The organism is Streptomyces sp. NPDC002643 (genome assembly GCF_053592555.1).
Map to the genome: position 1 here is coordinate 1 of NZ_JBSFVY010000062.1, position 19,543 is coordinate 19,543.

Annotated in this window: 14 protein-coding genes; 8 read left to right on the forward strand and 6 right to left on the reverse strand. The window is 70.2% G+C overall.

Translation table 11 applies throughout. The features are described 5' to 3' along the window. Positions 1-72: 72 nt before the first annotated feature. A complete protein-coding gene (locus ACWD4G_RS44390) occupies positions 73-2,181 on the reverse strand; it encodes a molybdopterin oxidoreductase family protein (protein WP_451304216.1) in 2,109 nt (702 codons plus the stop codon). A 356-nt stretch (positions 2,182-2,537) separates the two neighbouring features. Between ACWD4G_RS44390 and ACWD4G_RS44395 the strand changes: the two genes are divergently transcribed. Further along, complete coding sequence (locus ACWD4G_RS44395) at positions 2,538-3,059, forward strand: hypothetical protein (RefSeq protein WP_451304264.1); 522 nt, start codon at positions 2,538-2,540, stop codon at positions 3,057-3,059. Positions 3,060-3,159: 100 nt separating this feature from the next. Here the strand turns inward: ACWD4G_RS44395 and ACWD4G_RS44400 are convergent, their stop codons facing one another. Beyond that, positions 3,160-3,780, reverse strand: a complete 621-nt coding sequence (locus ACWD4G_RS44400) for a SanA/YdcF family protein (RefSeq protein WP_451304266.1) — start codon at positions 3,778-3,780, stop codon at positions 3,160-3,162. A gap of 386 nt (positions 3,781-4,166) precedes the next feature. Between ACWD4G_RS44400 and ACWD4G_RS44405 the strand changes: the two genes are divergently transcribed. The 4 genes from ACWD4G_RS44405 to dnaG all read left to right on the forward strand — a co-directional run bounded on the left by ACWD4G_RS44405 (position 4,167) and on the right by dnaG (position 9,826). After that, positions 4,167-4,961, forward strand: coding sequence for a sirohydrochlorin chelatase (locus ACWD4G_RS44405; protein WP_451304218.1), 795 nt, complete (start codon positions 4,167-4,169; stop codon positions 4,959-4,961). 151 nt (positions 4,962-5,112) lie between these two features. Then, positions 5,113-6,390, forward strand: a complete 1,278-nt coding sequence (locus ACWD4G_RS44410) for a deoxyguanosinetriphosphate triphosphohydrolase (protein ID WP_451304220.1) — start codon at positions 5,113-5,115, stop codon at positions 6,388-6,390. Positions 6,391-6,516: 126 nt separating this feature from the next. Next, entirely contained in the window at positions 6,517-7,782 is a 1,266-nt protein-coding gene (locus ACWD4G_RS44415) for an NAD(P)/FAD-dependent oxidoreductase (protein WP_451304222.1), read from the forward strand. Between the two features lie 142 nt (positions 7,783-7,924). Continuing rightward, positions 7,925-9,826 (forward strand): DNA primase, encoded by a 1,902-nt coding sequence (dnaG, locus tag ACWD4G_RS44420; RefSeq protein ID WP_451304224.1) that lies wholly within the window; start codon positions 7,925-7,927, stop codon positions 9,824-9,826. Here the strand turns inward: dnaG and ACWD4G_RS44425 are convergent. Then, positions 9,797-10,837: a nucleotidyl transferase AbiEii/AbiGii toxin family protein gene (locus tag ACWD4G_RS44425; RefSeq protein ID WP_451304226.1), complete on the reverse strand. Its 1,041-nt coding sequence runs from the start codon at positions 10,835-10,837 to the stop codon at positions 9,797-9,799. The genes dnaG and ACWD4G_RS44425 overlap by 30 nt on opposite strands. Continuing rightward, on the reverse strand, positions 10,834-11,508 hold the full coding sequence (locus ACWD4G_RS44430) for a hypothetical protein (protein WP_451304228.1): 675 nt from the start codon (positions 11,506-11,508) through the stop codon (positions 10,834-10,836). Before ACWD4G_RS44430 ends, ACWD4G_RS44425 begins: the two co-directional genes overlap by 4 nt. A 139-nt stretch (positions 11,509-11,647) precedes the next feature. Between ACWD4G_RS44430 and ACWD4G_RS44435 the strand changes: the two genes are divergently transcribed. The 3 genes from ACWD4G_RS44435 (at position 11,648) to ACWD4G_RS44445 (ending at position 15,602) form a co-directional block, all read left to right on the forward strand. Then, positions 11,648-12,997 carry an RNA polymerase sigma factor gene (locus tag ACWD4G_RS44435; protein WP_451304230.1) on the forward strand — a complete coding sequence of 450 codons (1,350 nt, stop codon included), beginning with the start codon at positions 11,648-11,650 and terminating at the stop codon, positions 12,995-12,997. A 383-nt stretch (positions 12,998-13,380) separates the two neighbouring features. After that, the gene (locus ACWD4G_RS44440) at positions 13,381-14,034 is read left to right on the forward strand and encodes a DUF485 domain-containing protein (RefSeq protein ID WP_451304232.1); all 654 of its coding nucleotides are present in this window, start codon (positions 13,381-13,383) and stop codon (positions 14,032-14,034) included. Then, entirely contained in the window at positions 14,031-15,602 is a 1,572-nt protein-coding gene (locus ACWD4G_RS44445) for a solute symporter family protein (protein ID WP_451304234.1), read from the forward strand. The genes ACWD4G_RS44440 and ACWD4G_RS44445 overlap by 4 nt, the downstream gene beginning before the upstream one ends. Before the next feature lie 112 nt (positions 15,603-15,714). Here the strand turns inward: ACWD4G_RS44445 and ACWD4G_RS44450 are convergent, their stop codons facing one another. Both ACWD4G_RS44450 and ACWD4G_RS44455 read right to left on the reverse strand, forming a co-directional pair. Continuing rightward, positions 15,715-17,643 (reverse strand): ABC transporter ATP-binding protein, encoded by a 1,929-nt coding sequence (locus tag ACWD4G_RS44450; RefSeq protein WP_451304236.1) that lies wholly within the window; start codon positions 17,641-17,643, stop codon positions 15,715-15,717. After that, the gene (locus tag ACWD4G_RS44455; protein WP_451304238.1) at positions 17,643-19,376 is read right to left on the reverse strand and encodes an ABC transporter ATP-binding protein; all 1,734 of its coding nucleotides are present in this window, start codon (positions 19,374-19,376) and stop codon (positions 17,643-17,645) included. Before ACWD4G_RS44455 ends, ACWD4G_RS44450 begins: the two co-directional genes overlap by 1 nt. Between the last annotated feature and the right edge of the window lie 167 nt (positions 19,377-19,543).

A 19,543-nucleotide genomic window follows, 5' to 3' on the forward strand; every position in this document is an offset into this window, starting at 1 on the left:
GCGCCCCACCACCCCACCCACCAGGGCCCCGCCCCCAGCGCCCCCGCCGCCGCCCCGGCCCCGCCCCACCCCCTACAGAAGGCGCCCCCCGTCGGCCTCAACCCGCACCGCACACACCTTGAACTCCGGCATCCGAGACGTAGGATCAAGCGCCGGATTCGTCAACGTGTTCGCCCGCCCTTCCCCCGGCCAGTGGAACGGCATGAACACGGTGTCCGGCCGAATCCCCGAGCTGATCCGCGCGGGCGCCACCGCCCGCCCCCGCCGCGACACCACGACCACACGATCCCCCTCGGCCACCCCCACCCGCTCGGCCAACCGAGGATGCAACTCCACGAACGCCCCGGGCGCCGCCGCGTTCAACTCATCCACCCGCCGGGTCTGAGCCCCCGACTGATACTGCGACACCACCCGCCCGGTGGTCAGCAGCACCGGATACTCCTCATCGGGCTCCTCGGCAATGGCCCGATGCGAAACCCCGACGAACCGAGCCCTCCCATCCTCGGTGGCGAACTCCTCCGAGAACATCCGCGGCGTTCCGGGGTGAATCTCGGCCGGACAAGGCCAGAACACCCCATCCTCCTCCACCAACCGCCGATAGGTGATCCCCGAGTAGTCGGCCACCCCACCCGCGCTGGCCCGCCGCAACTCCTCGAACACCTCCTCGGCATCGGTGGGAAACCCCTTCTCCGCCCCCTCCACCCCGAGCCGAGCGGCCAGCTCATGCATGACCTCAAGGTCACTGCGCACACCCTCCGGCGGCGTGATCGCCCGCCGCCGCAACAGCACCCGCCCCTCAAGGTTCGTCGTCGTCCCGGTCTCCTCGGCCCACTGGGTCACCGGCAGCACGACATCCGCCAACTCCGCGGTCTCCGACAGCACCACGTCACAAACCGCCAGGAAGTCCAGCGACTTGATCCGGTCCTCGACATGCGCGGCCCGAGGCGCCGACACCACGGGATTGGACGCCATCAACAGCAGCGCCCGAACATCCGTCCCCAACGCGTCCAGCAGCTCATACGCACTGCGCCCGGGCCCGGGCAGCGAGTCCGGATCGACCCCCCACACCTCGGCGACATGCCGCCGCGCCTCGGGATCGACGAGCTTGCGGTACCCGGGCAGCTGATCGGCCTTCTGCCCGTGCTCCCGCCCGCCCTGTCCATTGCCCTGCCCGGTGAGACACCCGTACCCGGACAGGGGCCGCCCGGGCCGCCCGGTGGCCAGCGCCAGGTTGATCCAGGCGCTGACGGTGTCGGTCCCCTTGGACTGCTGCTCGGGCCCCCGAGCGGTCAGCACCATCGCATGCTCGGGCTCACAGAACATCCGAACCGCGGCGCGCAACTCCGGCACGGACACCCCGGTGATCCGCTCCACATACTCGGGCCAGTGGGCCATGGCCGAGGCGCGGGCGTCCTCCCACCCCACGGTCCGCTCCCGGATGTACTCCTCATCGGTACGCCCTTCCGCCACCGCAAGATGCAGGAGCCCCAAGGCGAGCGCGAGATCGGTCCCGGGCCGGGGGGCGAGATGCAGATCGGCCTGCTCGGCGGTCCGAGTCCTCCGCGGATCGACGACGATCAACTTGCCGCCGTTCTCCCGCAGTTCGGTCAGATACCGCAGCGCGGGCGGCATGGTCTCGGCGAGATTCGACCCGACCAACAACACACACCCGGTCTTCGGAATGTCCTCCAGCGGGAAGGGCAGCCCACGGTCGAGCCCGAACGCCTTGATCCCGGCAGCCGCAGCGGAAGACATACAGAAACGCCCGTTGTAGTCGATCTGCGAGGTCCCGAGCACGATCCGCGCGAACTTCCCGAGCGCGTACGCCTTCTCGTTCGTCAGCCCGCCCCCGCCGAACACCCCCACCGCGTCCGGCCCATGTTCCGTACGCGTACGACGGAGCCCCTCGGCGATCCGGTCGAGCGCCTCGTCCCAGGAGGCGGGCTCCAGTACGCCGCCCTTGCCGCCTCTCCTGACCAGCGGCGTCGTCAGCCGCACCCGCGACGACAGCACGGCGGGCGCCGTACGCCCCTTGCCGCACAGCGCACCCCGGTTCACGGGGAAGTCGGCCCGCTCGGAGAGCACCACCACGGAATCGTCCCCGGCGGCGGCGGGCGTCAGATTCATCCCGCACTGCAGGGCGCAGTACGGGCAGTGCGTGGGCGTCGCGGAGGTAGGCATACCACTCACCCTGCGTCGACCGTGTTACACACCGGCACGCCCCCCGTTACACGACCGGCACGGGGACCTCCCGCCGAGCCCGCACGCACCGTGAGGAAGCCCCCGGCCCCACCCGCACCCGCACCCTCAACTCCCCAGCGCCGCACGCCCATGGTGGACGCGATGTGCAGGAGATGTCCCGATTCTGTCACCGTGCGGGCTCCCCGCACCGCTTGCCATCCCCACGTTCGTTCGTGCGTGCTAAGAACTACGGGCGTGCCACAGACATGGGGGTTCTGTGAGCCTCATGGGGCACCGTCCAGTCTCGTGGCCCTCAAGGGGCCGTAGGGGGAAGAGGTACCACCATCGTGAACCGTATGCGCACCACCGCCGCCGTCCTGGGCGCCACCGCCGCCCTGACCGCCGCCCAGCTGGGCCTCGCCGGTGCCGCCTCGGCGGCGGACGTCGCGACGACGTCCGCGTCGGGCGTCTCGGCGCAGGCCGCCGCCAGCTGCGGGGCCCAGGTCACCTACCAGACGAAGTTCTACATCGACCAGAACAACTGGGTGACCAACGGCGGCCTCAACTTCGGCCTCAAGAACGCGACGAAGAAGTCGACGTTCAAGGAGGTCAGCCTCAAGGTCGAGAACACCAAGAGCTTCCGCTTCGGCAAGGCGACCGTGACGACCCGGCCGATCGGCCGGATCACCCAGAAGACCGACCAGATCGTCAAGATCGCCGCCAAGACGCTGAAGCCGGGCCAGAAGGCCGGCTTCCGGGTCAGCACGCGCCTGCTGCGGACCGACAAGTACCAGGTGAAGTTCACCGTCTACGGCAAGTACTCGAACGGCAAGAAGTGGAGCTGCGCGGTGAACCAGGGCACCTGGGGCAGCTTCTGACCGAGGCCCCGCCGTGACCGCGTGAACGCCAACGGGTGAGACGTCACCCGGGACGGCGCCCCCGGGAGAACCCGTCCCGGGGGCGCCGTCCCATAAGACGTCAACGCGCCGATGCCGCGGAGGCCAACGCCTTCTCCACCCCCGGTTCCTCAGGCCCGAGGAACCGGGGGTTCGGCTTGAACAGGGCGTCCAGGGACGCCTTGCCCGCGGCGAACAGCTCGCGGGTGGCGCCGTAGTACCAGGTCGCGTCGTGCCGGTCCTGCACCCCGACGCCGTACGACTCGACGCCGGCCTCCTGGCAGAGCGCGACCGCCCGGCGTATGTGGAAGCCCTGGCTGATGAGCACCGCCCGGTCGACCCCGAAGATCTTCTTGGCCCGGACGCAGGAGTCCCAGGTGTCGAACCCGGCGTAGTCGCTGACGATCTGCGCGTCGGGCACCCCGTGCTCGGTGAGATAGGCGCGCATGGCGTCGGGCTCGTCGTACTCCTGGCGGCTGTTGTCCCCGGTGACGAGCACGACCTCGATCCGGCCCGTCCGGTACAACTCGACGGCCGCGTCCAGCCGCCGCGCCAGATACGGCGACGGCTCGCCCTGCCACAGCCCCGCCCCGAAGACGACGGCGACATCGGTACGCGGCACATCGCCGGTGGTCCGCAGCCGCCCGTCGGCGGCGGTGAACATCCAGGTGGCCGGCAGCAGCCCCAGCACACACGCCACCATCCCCACCTGCACGCCCCGCCGCCACCCGGCCCGCGTACGCGGCAGCCGAGGCCGAACCGACCGAACCCGGAGCCACCCCCGCCGTACTACGCCCTCCACCTCACCGGACCCCCCACTCATCGCCCCTCCAGGCCATGTCCTGAACGTTTGTGTCCTGAATGTTTCCGACGGTCCCGGCAGCGGTCGCCCTCACCCGTCATTCCGCCCAACGAAGACGCGATACGCGATGATCCGGTTCACTCATCAGCGTGACGAGCCTCACTGCCCGCCCTCGAATCCGCAGGTCACGCCACTTCACACACCCCGACCCCGCCCTGTGAACCCCTGGAAAATCCCCGTGATTCCCGCGCAACGGGCAGGCAACCTCCCCCCGGCACCCTTTCCTCATGACCCAGTTCAGCCTCGTCTCCCTCCAGGGGACCCGGCGCTCGCCCCGGCCCGCGCCCGCGCTCGTCCTCGTGGCGCACGGCAGCCGGGACCCGCGCGCGCTGGCGACCGTACGCGCCCTGATGGACCGCGTACGCGAACAGCGCCCCGGCCTCTCCGTGCGCCTCGGCCATATCGAGCTGAACGAGCCCCTGCTCCCCGACACCCTCGCCGCCCTCGGCGACCGGGAAGCGGTCCTGGTCCCCCTCCTGCTCAGCCGTGGCTACCACGTCAAGCAGGACATCCCCGAGATGGCGGCCGCGTCGGGAGCCCGCACGCACATGGCGACCCCCCTGGGCCCGCACCCCCTCCTGGTGGACACCCTGCACACCCGCCTCCTGGAGGCGGGCTGGCCCCCGCACATGACAAGGGCGGAACGCCGCACCAGCGCGGTGATCCTGGCCGCCGCGGGCTCCCGGGACCCCGAAGCGGCCCTGGACGCCCGCCACACCGCCGCCCTCCTGGAGTCCCGACTGGGCGTCCCGGTCCTCAACGCGTACGCCTCGGCGGCGACCCCCACGGTCAAGGAGGCGACCCGCCTCCTACGAGCCCAGAGCCGCGACCGCATAGCGGTGGCGTCGTACTTCACGGCACCGGGCCGCTTCGCGACGGAGTCGGCGGAGGCGGCTCCCTGGATCGCCGCGGCCCCGCTGGGAGCCCACAAGTCAATGGCGAGCCTGATCCTGCATCGCTACGACGAGGCACTGACACACCAGGCGAAGGCACCGGCAGAACCATTGCTGGCGACGGCGTAGGGCGCCGTGTAAGCAGGGATGGACCAAGGCCGCCGAAATAGGGGCGCGGGGAACTGCGCGACCAGCCACAACGAACCCGCACCCGCCAACCAACCCAACCCGGCAGACGCATAGGCACCCAAATGTCACACCCCCCGCCTACTGTCGACCCATGCCGTACGACACCCCGTCAACCGAACGCTGGGCCCCCGAACCCGACAAACGCCCAGGCCGAACCGCGTTCCAACGAGACCGCGCCCGCATCCTCCACTCGGCGGCCCTGAGAAGACTCGCCGGCAAAACCCAAGTGGTGACGCCAGGCACCCGCACCCAGGTGTGGGACGCCAGCCCCCGCACCCGCCTCACCCACTCCCTGGAGTGCGCCCAGGTGGGCCGGGAGCTGGGCGCGGCCCTCGGCTGTGACCCGGACCTGGTGGAGGCGGCCTGCCTCTCCCACGACCTCGGCCACCCCCCGTTCGGTCACAACGGCGAACAGGCCCTGAACGAATTCGCCGAGGACTGCGGCGGCTTCGAGGGCAACGCCCAGTCCCTGCGCCTCCTCACCCGTATCGAACCCAAACGCTTTGTCCGGCCCCCCGAAGCCGAGCCGGATGGCGCCCTCGTGAGCGTCGGCCTCAATCTGACCCGCGCCTCACTCGACGCCGCCACCAAGTACCCCTGGCCGAGGGGCGCCCACCCCACGGACCCCAAGTCGCCCAAGTTCGGCGTGTACGACGACGACCGCCCGGTGTTCGACTGGGCCAGACAGGGCGCCCCCGGCACACGGACGACGTTCGAGGCGCAGGTCATGGACTGGTCCGACGACGTGGCGTACTCGGTGCACGACATCGAGGACGGTCTGCACGCGGGCCATATCGACCCGGGCTGTCTGCACGCGGAACCGGAACGCCAGGAGGTGTTCGCGGTCGCGCGCGGCCGTTACGTGGCCGCCGACACCGACCCGGCCGAACTCGCCGAGGCCCTGGACCGGCTCCTGGACCAGGAGTGGTGGCCGCACGGCTACGACGGTACGGCCGTCGCACAGGCCGCGCTGAAGGACGCCACGAGCCAGCTCATCGGCCGCTTCTGCCTGGCCGCCGAGGGCGCCACCAGGCAGGCGTACGGCAGCGGGCCACTCACCCGGTACGACGCCGAGCTGGTCGTACCGCGCGCGGCGCGGCTGGAGTGCGCGGTCCTCAAGGCGGTCGCCGACCGGTATGTCATGCAGCGCGCCGAGCAGGAACGGCTCCGCGCCGACCAGCGGATCGTCGTCGCCGAACTCGCGGAGGCGCTCACGGCCCGCGCCCCGGAGGGCCTCGAACCCCAGTTCCGCGCACTGTTCGACGCGGCCCCGGACGACCGCGCCCGCAAGCGGGTGATCGTCGACCAGATCGCCTCCCTCACCGACACCTCCGCCCGCACCCTGCACGCCGGACTGACTCGAACGTGACCCTGAGTGGCCTGTTCGGGTCACTACCTCTTCCCGCATCACGCTCTGTGCGGGACGCTCCAAGATGGCGGCACCAGCTGTGTTTTCTGAGGGGACACCCCTCAGACACCCCGTAGGAGGCATCAAGTGGTCGACGCGGATCACACATTCGTCATCGTCGGAGGCGGTCTCGCCGGCGCGAAGGCGGCCGAGACGCTCCGAGCGGAGGGCTTCACCGGCCGCGTGATACTGATCAGCGACGAACGCGACCACCCGTACGAGCGCCCCCCGCTCTCCAAGGGCTATCTGCTCGGCAAGGAGGAACGCGACAGCGTCTTCGTCCACGAACCCTCCTGGTACGCCCGCCACGACATCGAGTTGCACCTCGGCCAGACCGTCGACGCGATCGACCGTACGGCGAAGACCGTCCGCTTCGGCGACGACGGCACCCTCGTCCACTACGACAAGCTGCTGCTCGCCACCGGCGCCGAACCCCGCCGGCTGGACATCCCCGGCACCGGCCTAGCCGGTGTCCACCACCTACGGCGGCTCGCCCACGCCGAACGCCTCAAGGGCGTCCTCACCGCCCTCGGCCGGGACAACGGCCACCTCGTCATCGCGGGCGCCGGCTGGATCGGCCTGGAGGTCGCGGCGGCGGCCCGCGAATACGGCGCGGAGGTCACCGTCGTGGAACCGGAGCCGACCCCGCTGCACAATGTCCTCGGCCCCGAGCTGGGCAATCTCTTCGCCGAACTCCACCGCGAGCACGGCGTCCGCTTCCACTTCGGCGCCAGGCTCACCGAGATCGTCGGCCAGGACGGCATGGTCCTCGCCGCCCGCACCGACACGGGGGAGGAGCACCCGGCGCACGACGTCCTCGCGGCGATCGGGGCGAGGCCCCGCACGGGGCTAGCCGAAGCCGCCGGGCTGGAGCTGGCCGACCGCTCCGAGGGCGGCGGAGTCAAGGTGGACGGCCGCCTCCGTACGTCCGACCCCTCCATCTACGCCGCCGGCGATGTCGTGTCCTTCCCGCACGTCCTCTTCGACACCCGGCTGCGGGTCGAGCACTGGGCCAACGCCCTCAACGGCGGTCCCGCCGCCGCCCGCGCCATGCTCGACAAGGACATCACCTACGACCGGGTGCCCTACTTCTTCTCCGACCAGTACGACATGGGCATGGAGTACTCGGGGTGGGCGCCGCCCGGGTCGTACGACCAGGTGGTGATCCGGGGGGATGCCGGCAAGCGGGAGTTCATCGCGTTCTGGGTACGCGATGGGAGAGTGCTGGCCGGGATGAACGTGAATGTGTGGGACGTCACGGAGACGATCCAGAAGCTGATCAGGGCTCGGGCGCAGGTCGATGTCGAGGCGCTTTCGAGTCCTCAGGTTTCGTTGGAGAGCCTGGTCGCCTAAGAGTCTGCCGGGATCTGTGGTGGGGCGACTGCGGGCCGTCGTGGGCTGGTCGCGCCCACGCGGCGGAGCCGCATATCGATACAGCCCCGCGCCCCCTCGGTCGCGCCCCAAAGCTGTCAGTGGCCCCCCGTAGAATCTCCCCGTGGCTGGACGGATCAACGACGAGGACGTGAAGGCGGTTCGGGACGCGGTTCCGATCGACGCCGTGGTGTCCGAGTATCTCCAGTTGCGCGGCGCGGGCGGGGGGAATCTGAAGGGGCTCTGTCCCTTCCATGACGAGAAGTCGCCGTCCTTCCAGGTCAGTCCGAGCAAGGGGCTCTTCCACTGCTTCGGCTGCCAGGAGGGCGGCGACACCATCACGTTCGTGATGAAGGTCGACCACCTGTCCTTCTCGGAGGCGGTCGAGCGGCTGGCCGCCCAGGCCGGTATCACCCTGCGCTATGAGCAGGGCGGCTACAACCCCTCCCACCAGCGCGGCGAGCGCATCCGTCTGGTCGAGGCGCACAAGATCGCCGCCGAGTGGTACGCGGAGCAGCTGGCCACCAGCGCCGAGGCCGAGACCGGCCGGATCTTCCTCGCCGAGCGCGGCTTCGACCAGGCCGCCGCCCTCCACTTCGGCGTCGGCTACAGCCCCCAGGGCTGGGACCACCTCACCAGCTATCTGCGCGGCAAGGGCTTCACCGACAAGGAACTGCTGCTGTCCGGGCTGTCGCAGGAGAGCCGCCGCAATCCGATCGACCGCTTCCGGGGCCGGCTGATGTGGCCGATCCGCGACATCGCGGGGGATGTCGTCGGCTTCGGCGCCCGCAAGCTGTACGAGGCGGACACCGGGCCCAAGTACCTCAACACCCCCGACACGGCGATCTACAAGAAGTCCCAGGTCCTGTACGGCATCGACCTCGCCAAGCAGCACATCGCCAAGTCCAGCCGGGCCGTGGTCGTCGAGGGCTATACCGATGTCATGGCCTGCCATCTCGCCGGGGTGACCACGGCCATCGCGACCTGCGGCACGGCCTTCGGCGGCGACCACATCAAGATCCTCCGCCGACTGCTGATGGACAACGGCTCGGCCCGGGTGATCTTCACCTTCGACGGTGACGCCGCCGGGCAGAAGGCGGCCCTGCGCGCCTTCGAGGACGACCAGAAGTTCGCCGCCGAGACGTATATCGCGATCGCCCCGGACGGTATGGACCCCTGCGATCTGCGCCTCGCCAAGGGCGACGAGGCGGTCGCCGAGCTGGCCGAACCCCGCACCCCGCTCTTCGAGTTCGCGCTGCGCCAGATCGTCGCCCGCTACGACCTGGAGACCCCGGCGGGCCGTGCCGGCGCCCTGGACGAGGCCGCGCCGATCGTGGCCCGCATCAAGAACAGCGGCGCCCAGCACGAGGTCGCCGTCCAGCTCGCCGGCCTGCTCGGCATCCTCGACACCCAGTTCGTCGTCAAGCGCGTCGCCCAGCTGGCCCGCTGGGCCCGCGACCGGGGCGGCAAGGGCCCGGCCCCGGCGGCCCAGCACCCCGCCGAGCCGTACGCGTCCACGCCCCGCCGTCCCTCCGGCCCGGCCCTCACCCTGCGCAACCCCGTCTACGCCACCGAGCGCGAGCTGCTCAAACTCGCCCTCCAGCGCCCCGAGTTGGTGGCCCCGGCGTTCGACGCGTACGGGGTCGACGAGTTCACCGCCGACCAGTACGCCGCCGTACGCCAGACGATCATCGAGGCGGGCGGGGTCGAGTACGGCGTCGAGGACCCGCAGGAGTATCTGATCCGGGTCCGTGAGGCCGCGCCGGACGACACCGTGCGCGCCATGGTGACCGAGCTGGCCGTCGAGCCGATCATGCGCAGATCGGTCGACGAGGTGTACGCGGGCGAGGTCCTCGTCCGGGTCCGTCGTCGCGCGGTCGAGCGACGGCTGCACGACGTCCACAGCACCTTCGCCCGCGTCACCGCCCACGGCGACCCCGCCCAGATCGCCGCCGTACAGAACGAGCTGTGGGTCCTCCAGCAGTACGACCAGGCCCTACGGACGCACGGCGCCGACGCCCTCTGAGCCTCCGCCCGAACCCTCCTCCGGGCCCTTCTCGAACGTCGGCGTCACCGCCCGCACCAGCCGCTCCGCGAACTCCCGCTCGTCGTCGGCGAACCGCGGGTACTCCACGACGAAGTGGTCCCACTCGACATACCCGACGCCCTCGACCACGTCCTCCAGCAGGACCTTCTCCCGGTACGGGTAGGGCCACTCGCCCGACAGCCGGAACACCTCGTGCAGCAGCTCGTAGGGGAGGGGATGGCGCTCGGCGAGGAGGACGGCGTCGTAGAGGTCCTTGCCCTGCGCGTACATGTCGTTGATGATCCACATCAGCTTCCAGGCGAGGGAGAGCGCCGGCGTCGCCGCCCGCACGATCGCCCCGCCCGGCAGCTCCACCGGCTCCGGCTCCTCGGGCAGCCTCTCGTTGAACACGAAGTCCAGCTGGACATGCCCACCGGGCAGACCGGGCGCCGACCACGGCACCACCATCCGGCGGCCCGGTACCCGCTCATACGTCCAGATGTCCTCCACGACCGCCCCCGCCGCCGAGATCCCCACCTCCGGGCCCCGCGCGGCCGCCAGCGTCTCGGCGGCCGTCGCGATCCCGTCCAGCATCTCGGCCGTCCTCGGGTCGTCGATCTTCCAGGAGTGCGGTACGACGACGAAGTCCAGGTCACCGGGCTCACGGGCGGTCTCGGGGAACCACGCCGACATCAGCACGCTGCCGCGCAGCACCAGCGAGTCCACCCATACGGAGCCGGCGATCGCGGACAGGACCAGATCCAGCGCCTGCCGTCGGGCGGTGCGCCAGGCCGCGCCGCGCACCGGGTCGGCGAAGGCGGGGTCGGTGGCCCGGTAGGCGTTCTGGTACTGCTTCAGCGCCGGATCGAACACCGGCCGCTGCACCACGTCGTCGCCCGGCACGGGACGCAGGGTGCGCGGCAGCTGCTTCGCGGCCCGGACCTCGTCGTCCAGCGGCTCCTTGGGCAGTTCCTCTTTCTCCCAGCCGTAGACGCCCCAACGCCCGCTCATCGCCGTACCCCGTCCTTGAAGCCGTCCTCGAAGCCGTCCTTGAATCCGTCCTCGAAGCCCGTCTCGACGCCTTCCTCGATCCAGCCGTCGTCCACCGACTCGTCACTGTCGTGGAGCACGAACTCCCGCTCCACGTCCACCACTTCGAAGCCGCGCAGCTCCGCCAGCAGCTCTTCCAGCGCCCGCCCGGCACCCGCCGCGTCCACCCCACGGCACCGCTGCGTCACGAACCGCTCATGCCGTCCGCCGCCCCGCGTCCGCCGCGCGTTCCAGGACAGATGCGCGCCGTGGGGGACCACCAGGGAGGCCAGGGCGTCGAGATCGGTGTCCGCGTCCAGCAGCAGCTTCACATGGTGCTCGAAGTACTGTCCGCCACCGCAGGGCCCGTCCGGCACCTCCGGGGCCCAGGGCGTCGACTCGATCTTGACCCGTACGGGCTCGAAGCCGTCCTCCCGCAGCCGTGCCGCCACCTGCCGGGCCCGCGCCGCCTCATGGGCGTACGACGGGGAACCCGCGAGGGTGAGCATGGGCTGCGTACGCATCCGCCCCCGGGCCAGTTCGATAGGGGTGAGCTTGAGGTCGGCCGAGGCGGCCCAGCGCGACAGTCGTTCCGACTCGGCGGCGTCGGCACAGCGGACGGTCACATGTGTTTCGTACAGAGAAGCGGACACCAGCGGATCGTGCCAGATCCGCCCCGGCCCCGGCACATGGGTTTCCGTCCGGGCCTCACCGGCCGGTCACGGGCCGGACGCAAAAAGTCACCGCAAGCCCCTCGTGGCGGCTGTGTGTCGTACTCCACACTGGGGTGCGGTGCCTGAGTCCTCGGAGCGCGGCCGACCCTTCCCCCCTGGGTCAGAGATCCCCGCGGTTCCGCCCGATGAGTACGGGATGGACGGCGGCGAGGCCGCCCGCGTCATCCCCGACGTACCGCTGCCGTACGCCTCAGCAGCGACATTCCTGGAGGTCGCCCCCGTGCAGACCCAGACCCTCATACAGAACGACATCAGTACCGCCCCCAGTGCCGTCGGCAAGGCCGACGGTGTGGAATCCGACGCGGAGTCGGACGTCATCCACGCGGAGTCCGACGTCATCCACGCGGTGCCCGCCCAGAGCCGCGCCGCGCACCACCCCGAGGCGGCCCCGGACGCCCCGCCCGGCCCCGACGAGCCGCCCGCCGCCGTGGAGGCCCTGGAAGCGGCCGAGCCGCCCGAACCCGTGGAGGCGCCGCGCGGCCGCACCGAGGCCGCCGGGCCCTCGTCCGACCTGTTCCGCCAGTACCTCCGCGAGATCGGCCGTATCCCCCTGCTCACGGCCGCCGAGGAGGTCGAACTCGCCCGCCGTGTCGAGGCCGGCCTGTTCGCCGAGGAGAAGCTGCTCAACACCCCTTGTCTGAACGGGGAGTTGGCGCTGGACCTGGACCGGCTGGTCGTCATGGGCCGGATGGCCAAGCGCCGTCTCATCGAGGCCAACCTCCGCCTCGTCGTCTCCGTGGCCAAGCGCTATGTCGGCCGCGGTCTGACCATGCTCGACCTCGTCCAGGAGGGCAACCTGGGGCTCATCCGGGCCGTCGAGAAGTTCGACTACGCCCGTGGCTACAAGTTCTCCACGTACGCCACCTGGTGGATTCGCCAGGCCATGTCGCGGGCCCTCGCCGACCAGGCCCGCACCATCCGCGTCCCCGTCCACGTGGTCGAGTTGATCAACCGGGTCGTCCGGGTCCAGCGGCGCATGCTCCAGGAGCGCGGCTACGAGCCCACACCGGAAGAGGTGGCGGCCCATCTGGATCTGCTCCCCGAGCGGGTGAGCGAGGTCCTGCGCCTGGCCCAGGAACCCGTCTCGCTGCACGCCCCGGTCGGCGAGGAGGACGATGTGGCGCTCGGCGACCTGATAGAGGACGGTGACGCGGCGAGCCCGGTCGAGTCGGCGGCGTTCCTGCTGCTGCGCGAGCACCTCGAAGCGGTCCTGTCCACCCTCGGCGAACGCGAACGCAAGGTCGTCCAGCTCCGCTACGGCCTCGCCGACGGCCGCCCCCGCACCCTGGAGGAGATCGGCCGCATCTTCGGCGTCACCCGCGAACGCATCCGCCAGATCGAGTCCAAGACCCTCAACAAACTCCGGGACCACGCCTTCGCCGACCAACTCAGGGGCTACCTGGACTGACCCGAACGGCGGGACCGGCGCACCCCGACCGGCGGGACCGGCGGACCCCGACCGGCAGGACCGGCGCACCCCGACCGGCAGGACCGGCGCACCCCGACCGGCAAGAGGGGACACCGCACAGCATCTCCCCGGAACCCGCCATATGTCCGACCGCGCGTCGGCCCCTTCGCACGCCCCCTTTGACCTGCACTTTTCCCATTCGGCAAGTCCGTGTGCCACAGGGCGGCACACGGGCTATGCCCACACGGACCCAAGGCTCTGTGATGTCGCGATGACGCGACCATGCGTCACCGCGCCCCTACGGGGAGCAGCGGTCAGTGCGGCGCGTCGCCCGTACCGCGAAGCGACGCACGCGACGTAACCGACGACACGAAGAGCCACTCATGTATCCGCAGAAGAAACGTCCCCCGAGGCCACCACAGCCGACGGCCCTCCGGCAGCCCCAGCAGGACCCGCTCGTGGCCGCGATCCTCTATCTGAGCCCTCTGCACCACGAACAGCCTTACTCCGACCAGGAGTTGGCCCAGGCGATCGAGCGCTGCCGACGGTCGTACCCGAGCCCGGTCGACCTCAGCATCCACTACGGGCAGTCGCTGAGCGCGGGCTCCCGCACGACCGCGGCCACCGTCCGGGAACGCCGGGCCTGGGCCCTGCGCATCGCCGCCGACCTGGCCCACCGCCACCCCCGCGACGGCTCACTGCCCTGGGCCTCGGCCACCACCCTGTCCGACGCCCTGGAGTCGGCGGGCGTCCAGCGCACGATACGAAGAGCGCGCCGCCACGCGCTCCTTGTCGCCGCCCCCATCATCGTCCTGTATCTGCTGATCAGCGGCCTGTCGGAGGCGGGCCGGGACGTCATGGCCCTGTCGGTGGCCGGCCCGCTGAACGTGGGCCTCTGCCTCGGCCTGCTGCATCTCGTCGCCGTCGCCGCCTGGGTCCAGTGGTACGCCCGTCACTGCGTGACCTCGATCGACCCGCTCGTCGAAAGCCTGGGAACCCCGGCCGGACGACCGGAGCAGCCGGAGCCACGCCCATGACCAGGGACTACGTCACCGCCGATCTCCAGGTCTTCTTCGTCTTCCTCGTCTGCGCCCTGTTCCTCGTGATGTGGGCGAGCCCGCAGCGGGGGACGGTCACCGAGTTCTACGTCAGCGACGGCCTCCTCAAGCCCGGCCACAACGGCATCGCCCTCTTCGGGGACGTCATGTCCGCGGCGGCCCTGCTGGGCAGCCCCGGCCTGATCGCGCTCACCGGGTACGACGGCACGCTCTCGGTCCTCGGCCCGGCCGTCTCCTGGATCGTCATCCTGCTGCTGGTGGCCGAGCGCTACCACAGCATGAGCGAGTTCACCATCGGCGACCGCCTCGCCCGCCGACTGGCCTCCCGGCCCGTGCACCTCGCGGCGGGCATCGCCACCCTCACGGTCTGCCTGCTCTATCTGATCGCCCAGCTGGTCGGCGCCAGCGCGCTCACCGTGGGCATCCTGGGCTCGGCCGGCGAGGGCATGGAGCAGTCCGTCTCCGTCGGCCTCGGCGCGCTCATGATCCTCTACATCGTCCTCGGCGGTATGCGGGCGGCCACCCTCGTCCAGACCGTCAAGGCGGTCGTACTGATCGGCGGCGGCATCACCCTGGCCGTACTGGTCCTGGCCAGGTTCGACTTCGACCCGGGCGCCCTGCTGAGCGCCGCCGCCGAACGCAGCGGCCACGGCGACGACTTCCTGGCCCCCGGCATCCGCTTCGGCAACGGCGGCCCCACCGGGCTCGACGCGCTCAGCGAGCAACTGGCCCTGCTGATCGGAGCCGCCGGGCTCCCGCATCTGCTGATGCGGCTCAGTACCGTGTCCACGCCGGTCGGCGCCCGCACATCCGTCCAGTACGCGGCCCTGCTGACCTGCGTGTTCTACGTGGCCGCCCTGATCCTCGGCTTCGGCGCCGCGGCGGTCGTCGGTACGGACGTGATCGCGGCGGACAACCCCTCCGGCAACACGGCCGTCCTCCTCCTCGGAGCGAGGATCGGCGGCTCCTTGCTGCTCACCCTGGTCGCCTGCCTGGCCTTCACCACCGTCCTGGCCGTCGTCGCCGGTGTCACCCTCGCCGCCGCGACCTCGCTGGCGCACGACATCTACGGCGCGTTCCTCACCCGGGGCACCGCGACGGGCAAGCGCGAACTGTTCGTCGCGCGCATGGCGGCCGTGGGGGTCGGCACGGCCGCGACCCTGCTGGCCGTGTTCGCACAGAAGTTGAACGTCTCCTTCCTCATCGGCCTGGCCTTCGCCGTGGCCGCCTCGGCGATCGTCCCGGCCCTGCTCTACAGCATGTTCTGGAAGGGCTTCACCACCCGGGGCGCGACCTGGAGCGTCTACGGCGGTCTGGCGGCGTCCATGGCGCTGATGTGCCTGTCGCCCCAGGTCTCCGGCAGCGCGAACGCCCTGCTGCCCGACCTGGACTTCGCGGTGTTCCCCCTGCGCAACCCCGGGCTCGTCTCGATCCCGGTCGGCTTCCTGCTCGGCTGGCTGGGCTCCGTACTCACCGGCCCGACCGGCCGGACCGACGCCCTGCCGGAGCCACGGCCCACCTCGCCGGGCTTCGCACGCCACCGATGACGCGCTGCTTCGCACGCCACCGATGACGTACTGACCGAGGGTGACCGAGGGCTGTCCGTGTCCGTTACCCGCACCCGGGCACGGACAGCCCTCGCGGCCCGCCCACCCGGCCTCAGTCCACCTCGGCCACCGCCTGCGCGAACTGGGCCTTGTAGAGCCGGGCGTAGGCCCCGTCGGACGCCAACAGCTCCTCGTGCGCGCCCTGTTCGACGATCGACCCGTTCTCCATGACGAGGATGGTGTCCGCGTCCCGGATGGTCGACAGCCGGTGCGCGATCACGAACGAGGTCCGCCCGTGCGCCAGCTTGGCCATCGCCTTCTGGATCAGCACCTCGGTACGGGTGTCGACGGAACTCGTCGCCTCGTCCAGCACCAGGATCACCGGGTCGGACAGGAACGCCCGGGCGATGGTGATGAGCTGCTTCTCGCCCGCGCTGACCCCGGCCCCCTCGTCGTCGATCACCGTGTCGTACCCGTCGGGCAGCGTACGGATGAACCGGTCGGCGTGCGCGGCCCGCGCGGCTTCCTCGATCTCGCCCCGGGTGACCTTCCGGGACGCCCCGTACGCGATGTTCTCGGCGATCGTGCCCCCGAACAGCCAGGTGTCCTGGAGCACCATCCCTATCCCGGCCCGCAGTTCGTCGCGGGACATCCGGCCGATGTCGACCCCGTCGAGGGTGATCCGCCCGGACGACACGTCGTAGAACCGCATCAGCAGGTTCACCAGCGTGGTCTTCCCGGCGCCCGTCGGCCCGACGATCGCGACCGTGTGGCCGGGCTCCACCACCAGCGACAGATCCTCGATCAGCGGCTTCTCGGGGTCGTACCGGAAGGACACGCCCTCCAGCGCCACCCGCCCGCGCAGTTCCTCCGGCCGCACGCCGGGCACGGGGTCGGCCTCCTGCTCCTCGGCGTCCAGCACCTCGAAGATCCGCTCGGCCGAGGCAACCCCCGACTGCACCAGGTTCGCCATCGACGCCACCTGCGTCAGCGGCATCGAGAACTGCCGGGAGTACTGGATGAAGGCCTGCACATCACCGATGGACAGCGCCCCGGACGCCACCCGCAGCCCGCCGACCACGGCCACCAGCACATAGTTGATGTTCGACACGAAGAACATCAGCGGCTGCATGATCCCGCTGTTGAACTGGGCCTTGAACCCGGCCTCGTACAGCCGCTCGTTCTCCTCGGCGAACCGCTCCGCCGACTCCTCCTGCCGCCCGAACACCTTCACCAGGGTGTGCCCGGTGTACATCTCCTCGATATGGGCGTTGAGCTTGCCCGTGGTCCGCCACTGCGCGACGAAGTGCGGCTGCGACCGCTTGCCGACGCGGGTGGCGATGACGAAGGACAACGGCACGGTCACCAGCGCGACCAGCGCCAGCAGCGGCGACACCCAGAACATCATCACCAGCACACCGATGATGGTGAGCAGCGAGTTGATGAGCTGCCCCATCGACTGCTGGAGGGTCTGCCCGATGTTGTCGATGTCGTTGGTGGCCCGGCTGAGGACCTCTCCCCGCTGCCGCTTGTCGAAGTACGACAGCGGCAGCCGCGACAGCTTCGCCTGAAGGTCCTCGCGCAGCCGGTACATGGTCCGGTTGATGGCGCGGTTGGACAGCCGGGTGGCCGCCGCCATCAGCAGCCCGGCGATCAGGAAGATGCCGAGGGCAACCAGAAGAACGCGGCCTACGGCCCCGAAATCGATGCCCTCGCCGGGGGTGAAGTCGGTGCCGGAGAGCATGTCGGCGATCCCGCCGTCCCCACGCTCCCGCAGCCCTTCGAGCACCTCGGCCTTGGACTGCCCGGCCGGCATCTCCCGCCCGACGACCCCGGCGAACACCAGGTCGGTCGCCCTGCCGAGAATCCACGGCCCCAGCACCGACAGCCCAACGCTGATGACACCGCACGCGAGCATCGCGTACATGGTGAACCGCTCCGGCCGGAACTGCCCCAGCAGCCGCTTCCCGGACCCCTTGAAGTCCATGGAGTGCTGATCGGGAGCCCCCGCCCCCGCCATCCGTGCCAACGGCCCGGCCATCAGGCTGCCTCCGCTTCCGTGAGCTGGGAGAGCACGATCTCCCGGTACGTCTCGTTGTCCGCCATCAGCTCGTGATGACGTCCGGTACCGACGACCCGCCCCTCGTCGAGGACGACGATCCGGTCGGCGTCCCGGATGGTCGCCACCCGCTGGGCCACGATCACGACGGTCGCCTCGGAGGTCTCCCGCGCCAGCGCCGCCCTCAGCGCGGCATCGGTCGCATAGTCGAGCGCGGAGAACGAGTCGTCGAACAGATAGATCTCCGGCCGCTGCACCAGCGTCCGCGCGATCGACAGCCGCTGCCGCTGCCCGCCCGACACATTGGTCCCGCCCTGGGCGATCGGCGCGTCCAGCCCGCCCTCCAGCCCCTCGACGAACTCCTTGGCCTGCGCCACCTCCAGCGCGTGCCACAACTCCTCGTCGCCGGCGTCGGGATTCCCGTACCGCAGATTGGTAGCCACGGTCCCGGAAAAGAGATACGGCTTCTGCGGCACGAGACTCACGGTCCTGGCCAACAACTGCGGATCAAGCGTCCGCACATCCACCCCGTCGACCAGGACCTCGCCCTCGGTGACGTCGAACAGCCGGGGCACCAGCCCGAGCAGCGTCGACTTGCCGCTGCCCGTGGACCCGATCACTGCGGTCGTCTCACCCGGCCGCGCCACCACCTCGATCGACTTCAGCACCGGCTCCTCGGCCCCCGGATAGCGGAAGCCCGCCCCCCGGATCTCCAGGAACCCATGCCGCCGCAACTCCCGCACCGGCGCGAGAGGCGGCTCGACACTCGTCTCGGTGTCCAGCACCTCCTGGATGCGCTCGGCGCACACTTCGGCGCGCGGAATCATCATGAACATGAAGGTGGCCATCATCACGGCCATCACGATCTGCATGAGATAGGCCAGGAACGCGGTCAGCGCCCCGATCTCCATGCCCCCGCTGTCGATCCGATGCGCTCCGAACCACACCACCGCGACCGACGAGAAGTTGACCACCGTCATCACGATCGGGAACATCAGCGCCAGCATCCGCCCGGTCCCCAGGGACACCTCGGTGAGATCGGTGTTCGCCTTCCGGAAGCGGTCCTTCTCGTACTCGTCCCGTACGAACGCCCGGATGACCCGGTTACCGGTGATCTGCTCACGCAGCACCCGGTTCACGGTGTCCAGCCGCTCCTGCATGCTGCGGAACAGGGGGCGCAACCGGCGCACGATCAGACTGACCGAGATCCCGAGCACCGGTACGACGGCCAGCAGCACCGCCGACAACGGAACGTCCAGCCCGAGCGCCAGCACGATGCCGCCCACACACATGATCGGCGCCGACACCACCAGGGTGAACGTCATCAGCACCAGCATCTGGACCTGCATCACATCGTTCGTCGTCCGCGTGATCAGCGACGGCGCCCCGAAGTGACCGACCTCACGCGCCGAGAACGACTGCACCCGGTCGAACACGGCCGCCCGGATGTCCCGCCCGACGGCACTCGCGGTGCGGGCGCCGTAGTACACGGCCCCGATATTGCAGACGACCTGAACCAACGAGACACCGATCATCAGCGCCCCGAAGCTCAGGATGTAACCCGTGTCCCCCTCGACCACCCCCTGGTCGATGATGTCCGCGTTCAGCGTGGGCAGGTACAACGTGGCGCAGGTCTGCACGAACTGCAGCAGCACCAGCAGGCCGATGGGTTTCCTGTACGGATGAAGATGACTTCGCAAAAGACGTATGAGCACGCGAGCTCTCTAGGTGTCGACGACGAGTGATGAGAGATGCACCGCCCCCATCGTCGAACACTCCACCCGCGTTACCTCAACTGAATTAAGCCAGGAGGGCTGGGGAGGGGGTTGTGAGGGGCGCAGCCCCGAACAACAAGGGGCGCGGGGCTGTGACATGTGCGGCT

Excerpts from the sequence above, each read along its gene's own strand:
- ACWD4G_RS44390 (WP_451304216.1), bottom strand. The coding sequence starts at position 2,181 with ATGCCTACCTCCGCGACGCCCACGCACTGCCCGTACTGCGCCCTGCAG.
- ACWD4G_RS44395 (WP_451304264.1), top strand. The coding sequence starts at position 2,538 with ATGCGCACCACCGCCGCCGTCCTGGGCGCCACCGCCGCCCTGACCGCC.
- ACWD4G_RS44400 (WP_451304266.1), bottom strand. The coding sequence starts at position 3,780 with ATGGTGGCGTGTGTGCTGGGGCTGCTGCCGGCCACCTGGATGTTCACC.
- ACWD4G_RS44405 (WP_451304218.1), top strand. The coding sequence starts at position 4,167 with ATGACCCAGTTCAGCCTCGTCTCCCTCCAGGGGACCCGGCGCTCGCCC.
- ACWD4G_RS44410 (WP_451304220.1), top strand. The coding sequence starts at position 5,113 with ATGCCGTACGACACCCCGTCAACCGAACGCTGGGCCCCCGAACCCGAC.
- ACWD4G_RS44425 (WP_451304226.1), bottom strand. The coding sequence starts at position 10,837 with ATGAGCGGGCGTTGGGGCGTCTACGGCTGGGAGAAAGAGGAACTGCCC.
- ACWD4G_RS44440 (WP_451304232.1), top strand. The coding sequence starts at position 13,381 with ATGTATCCGCAGAAGAAACGTCCCCCGAGGCCACCACAGCCGACGGCC.
- ACWD4G_RS44445 (WP_451304234.1), top strand. The coding sequence starts at position 14,031 with ATGACCAGGGACTACGTCACCGCCGATCTCCAGGTCTTCTTCGTCTTC.
- ACWD4G_RS44450 (WP_451304236.1), bottom strand. The coding sequence starts at position 17,643 with ATGGCCGGGCCGTTGGCACGGATGGCGGGGGCGGGGGCTCCCGATCAG.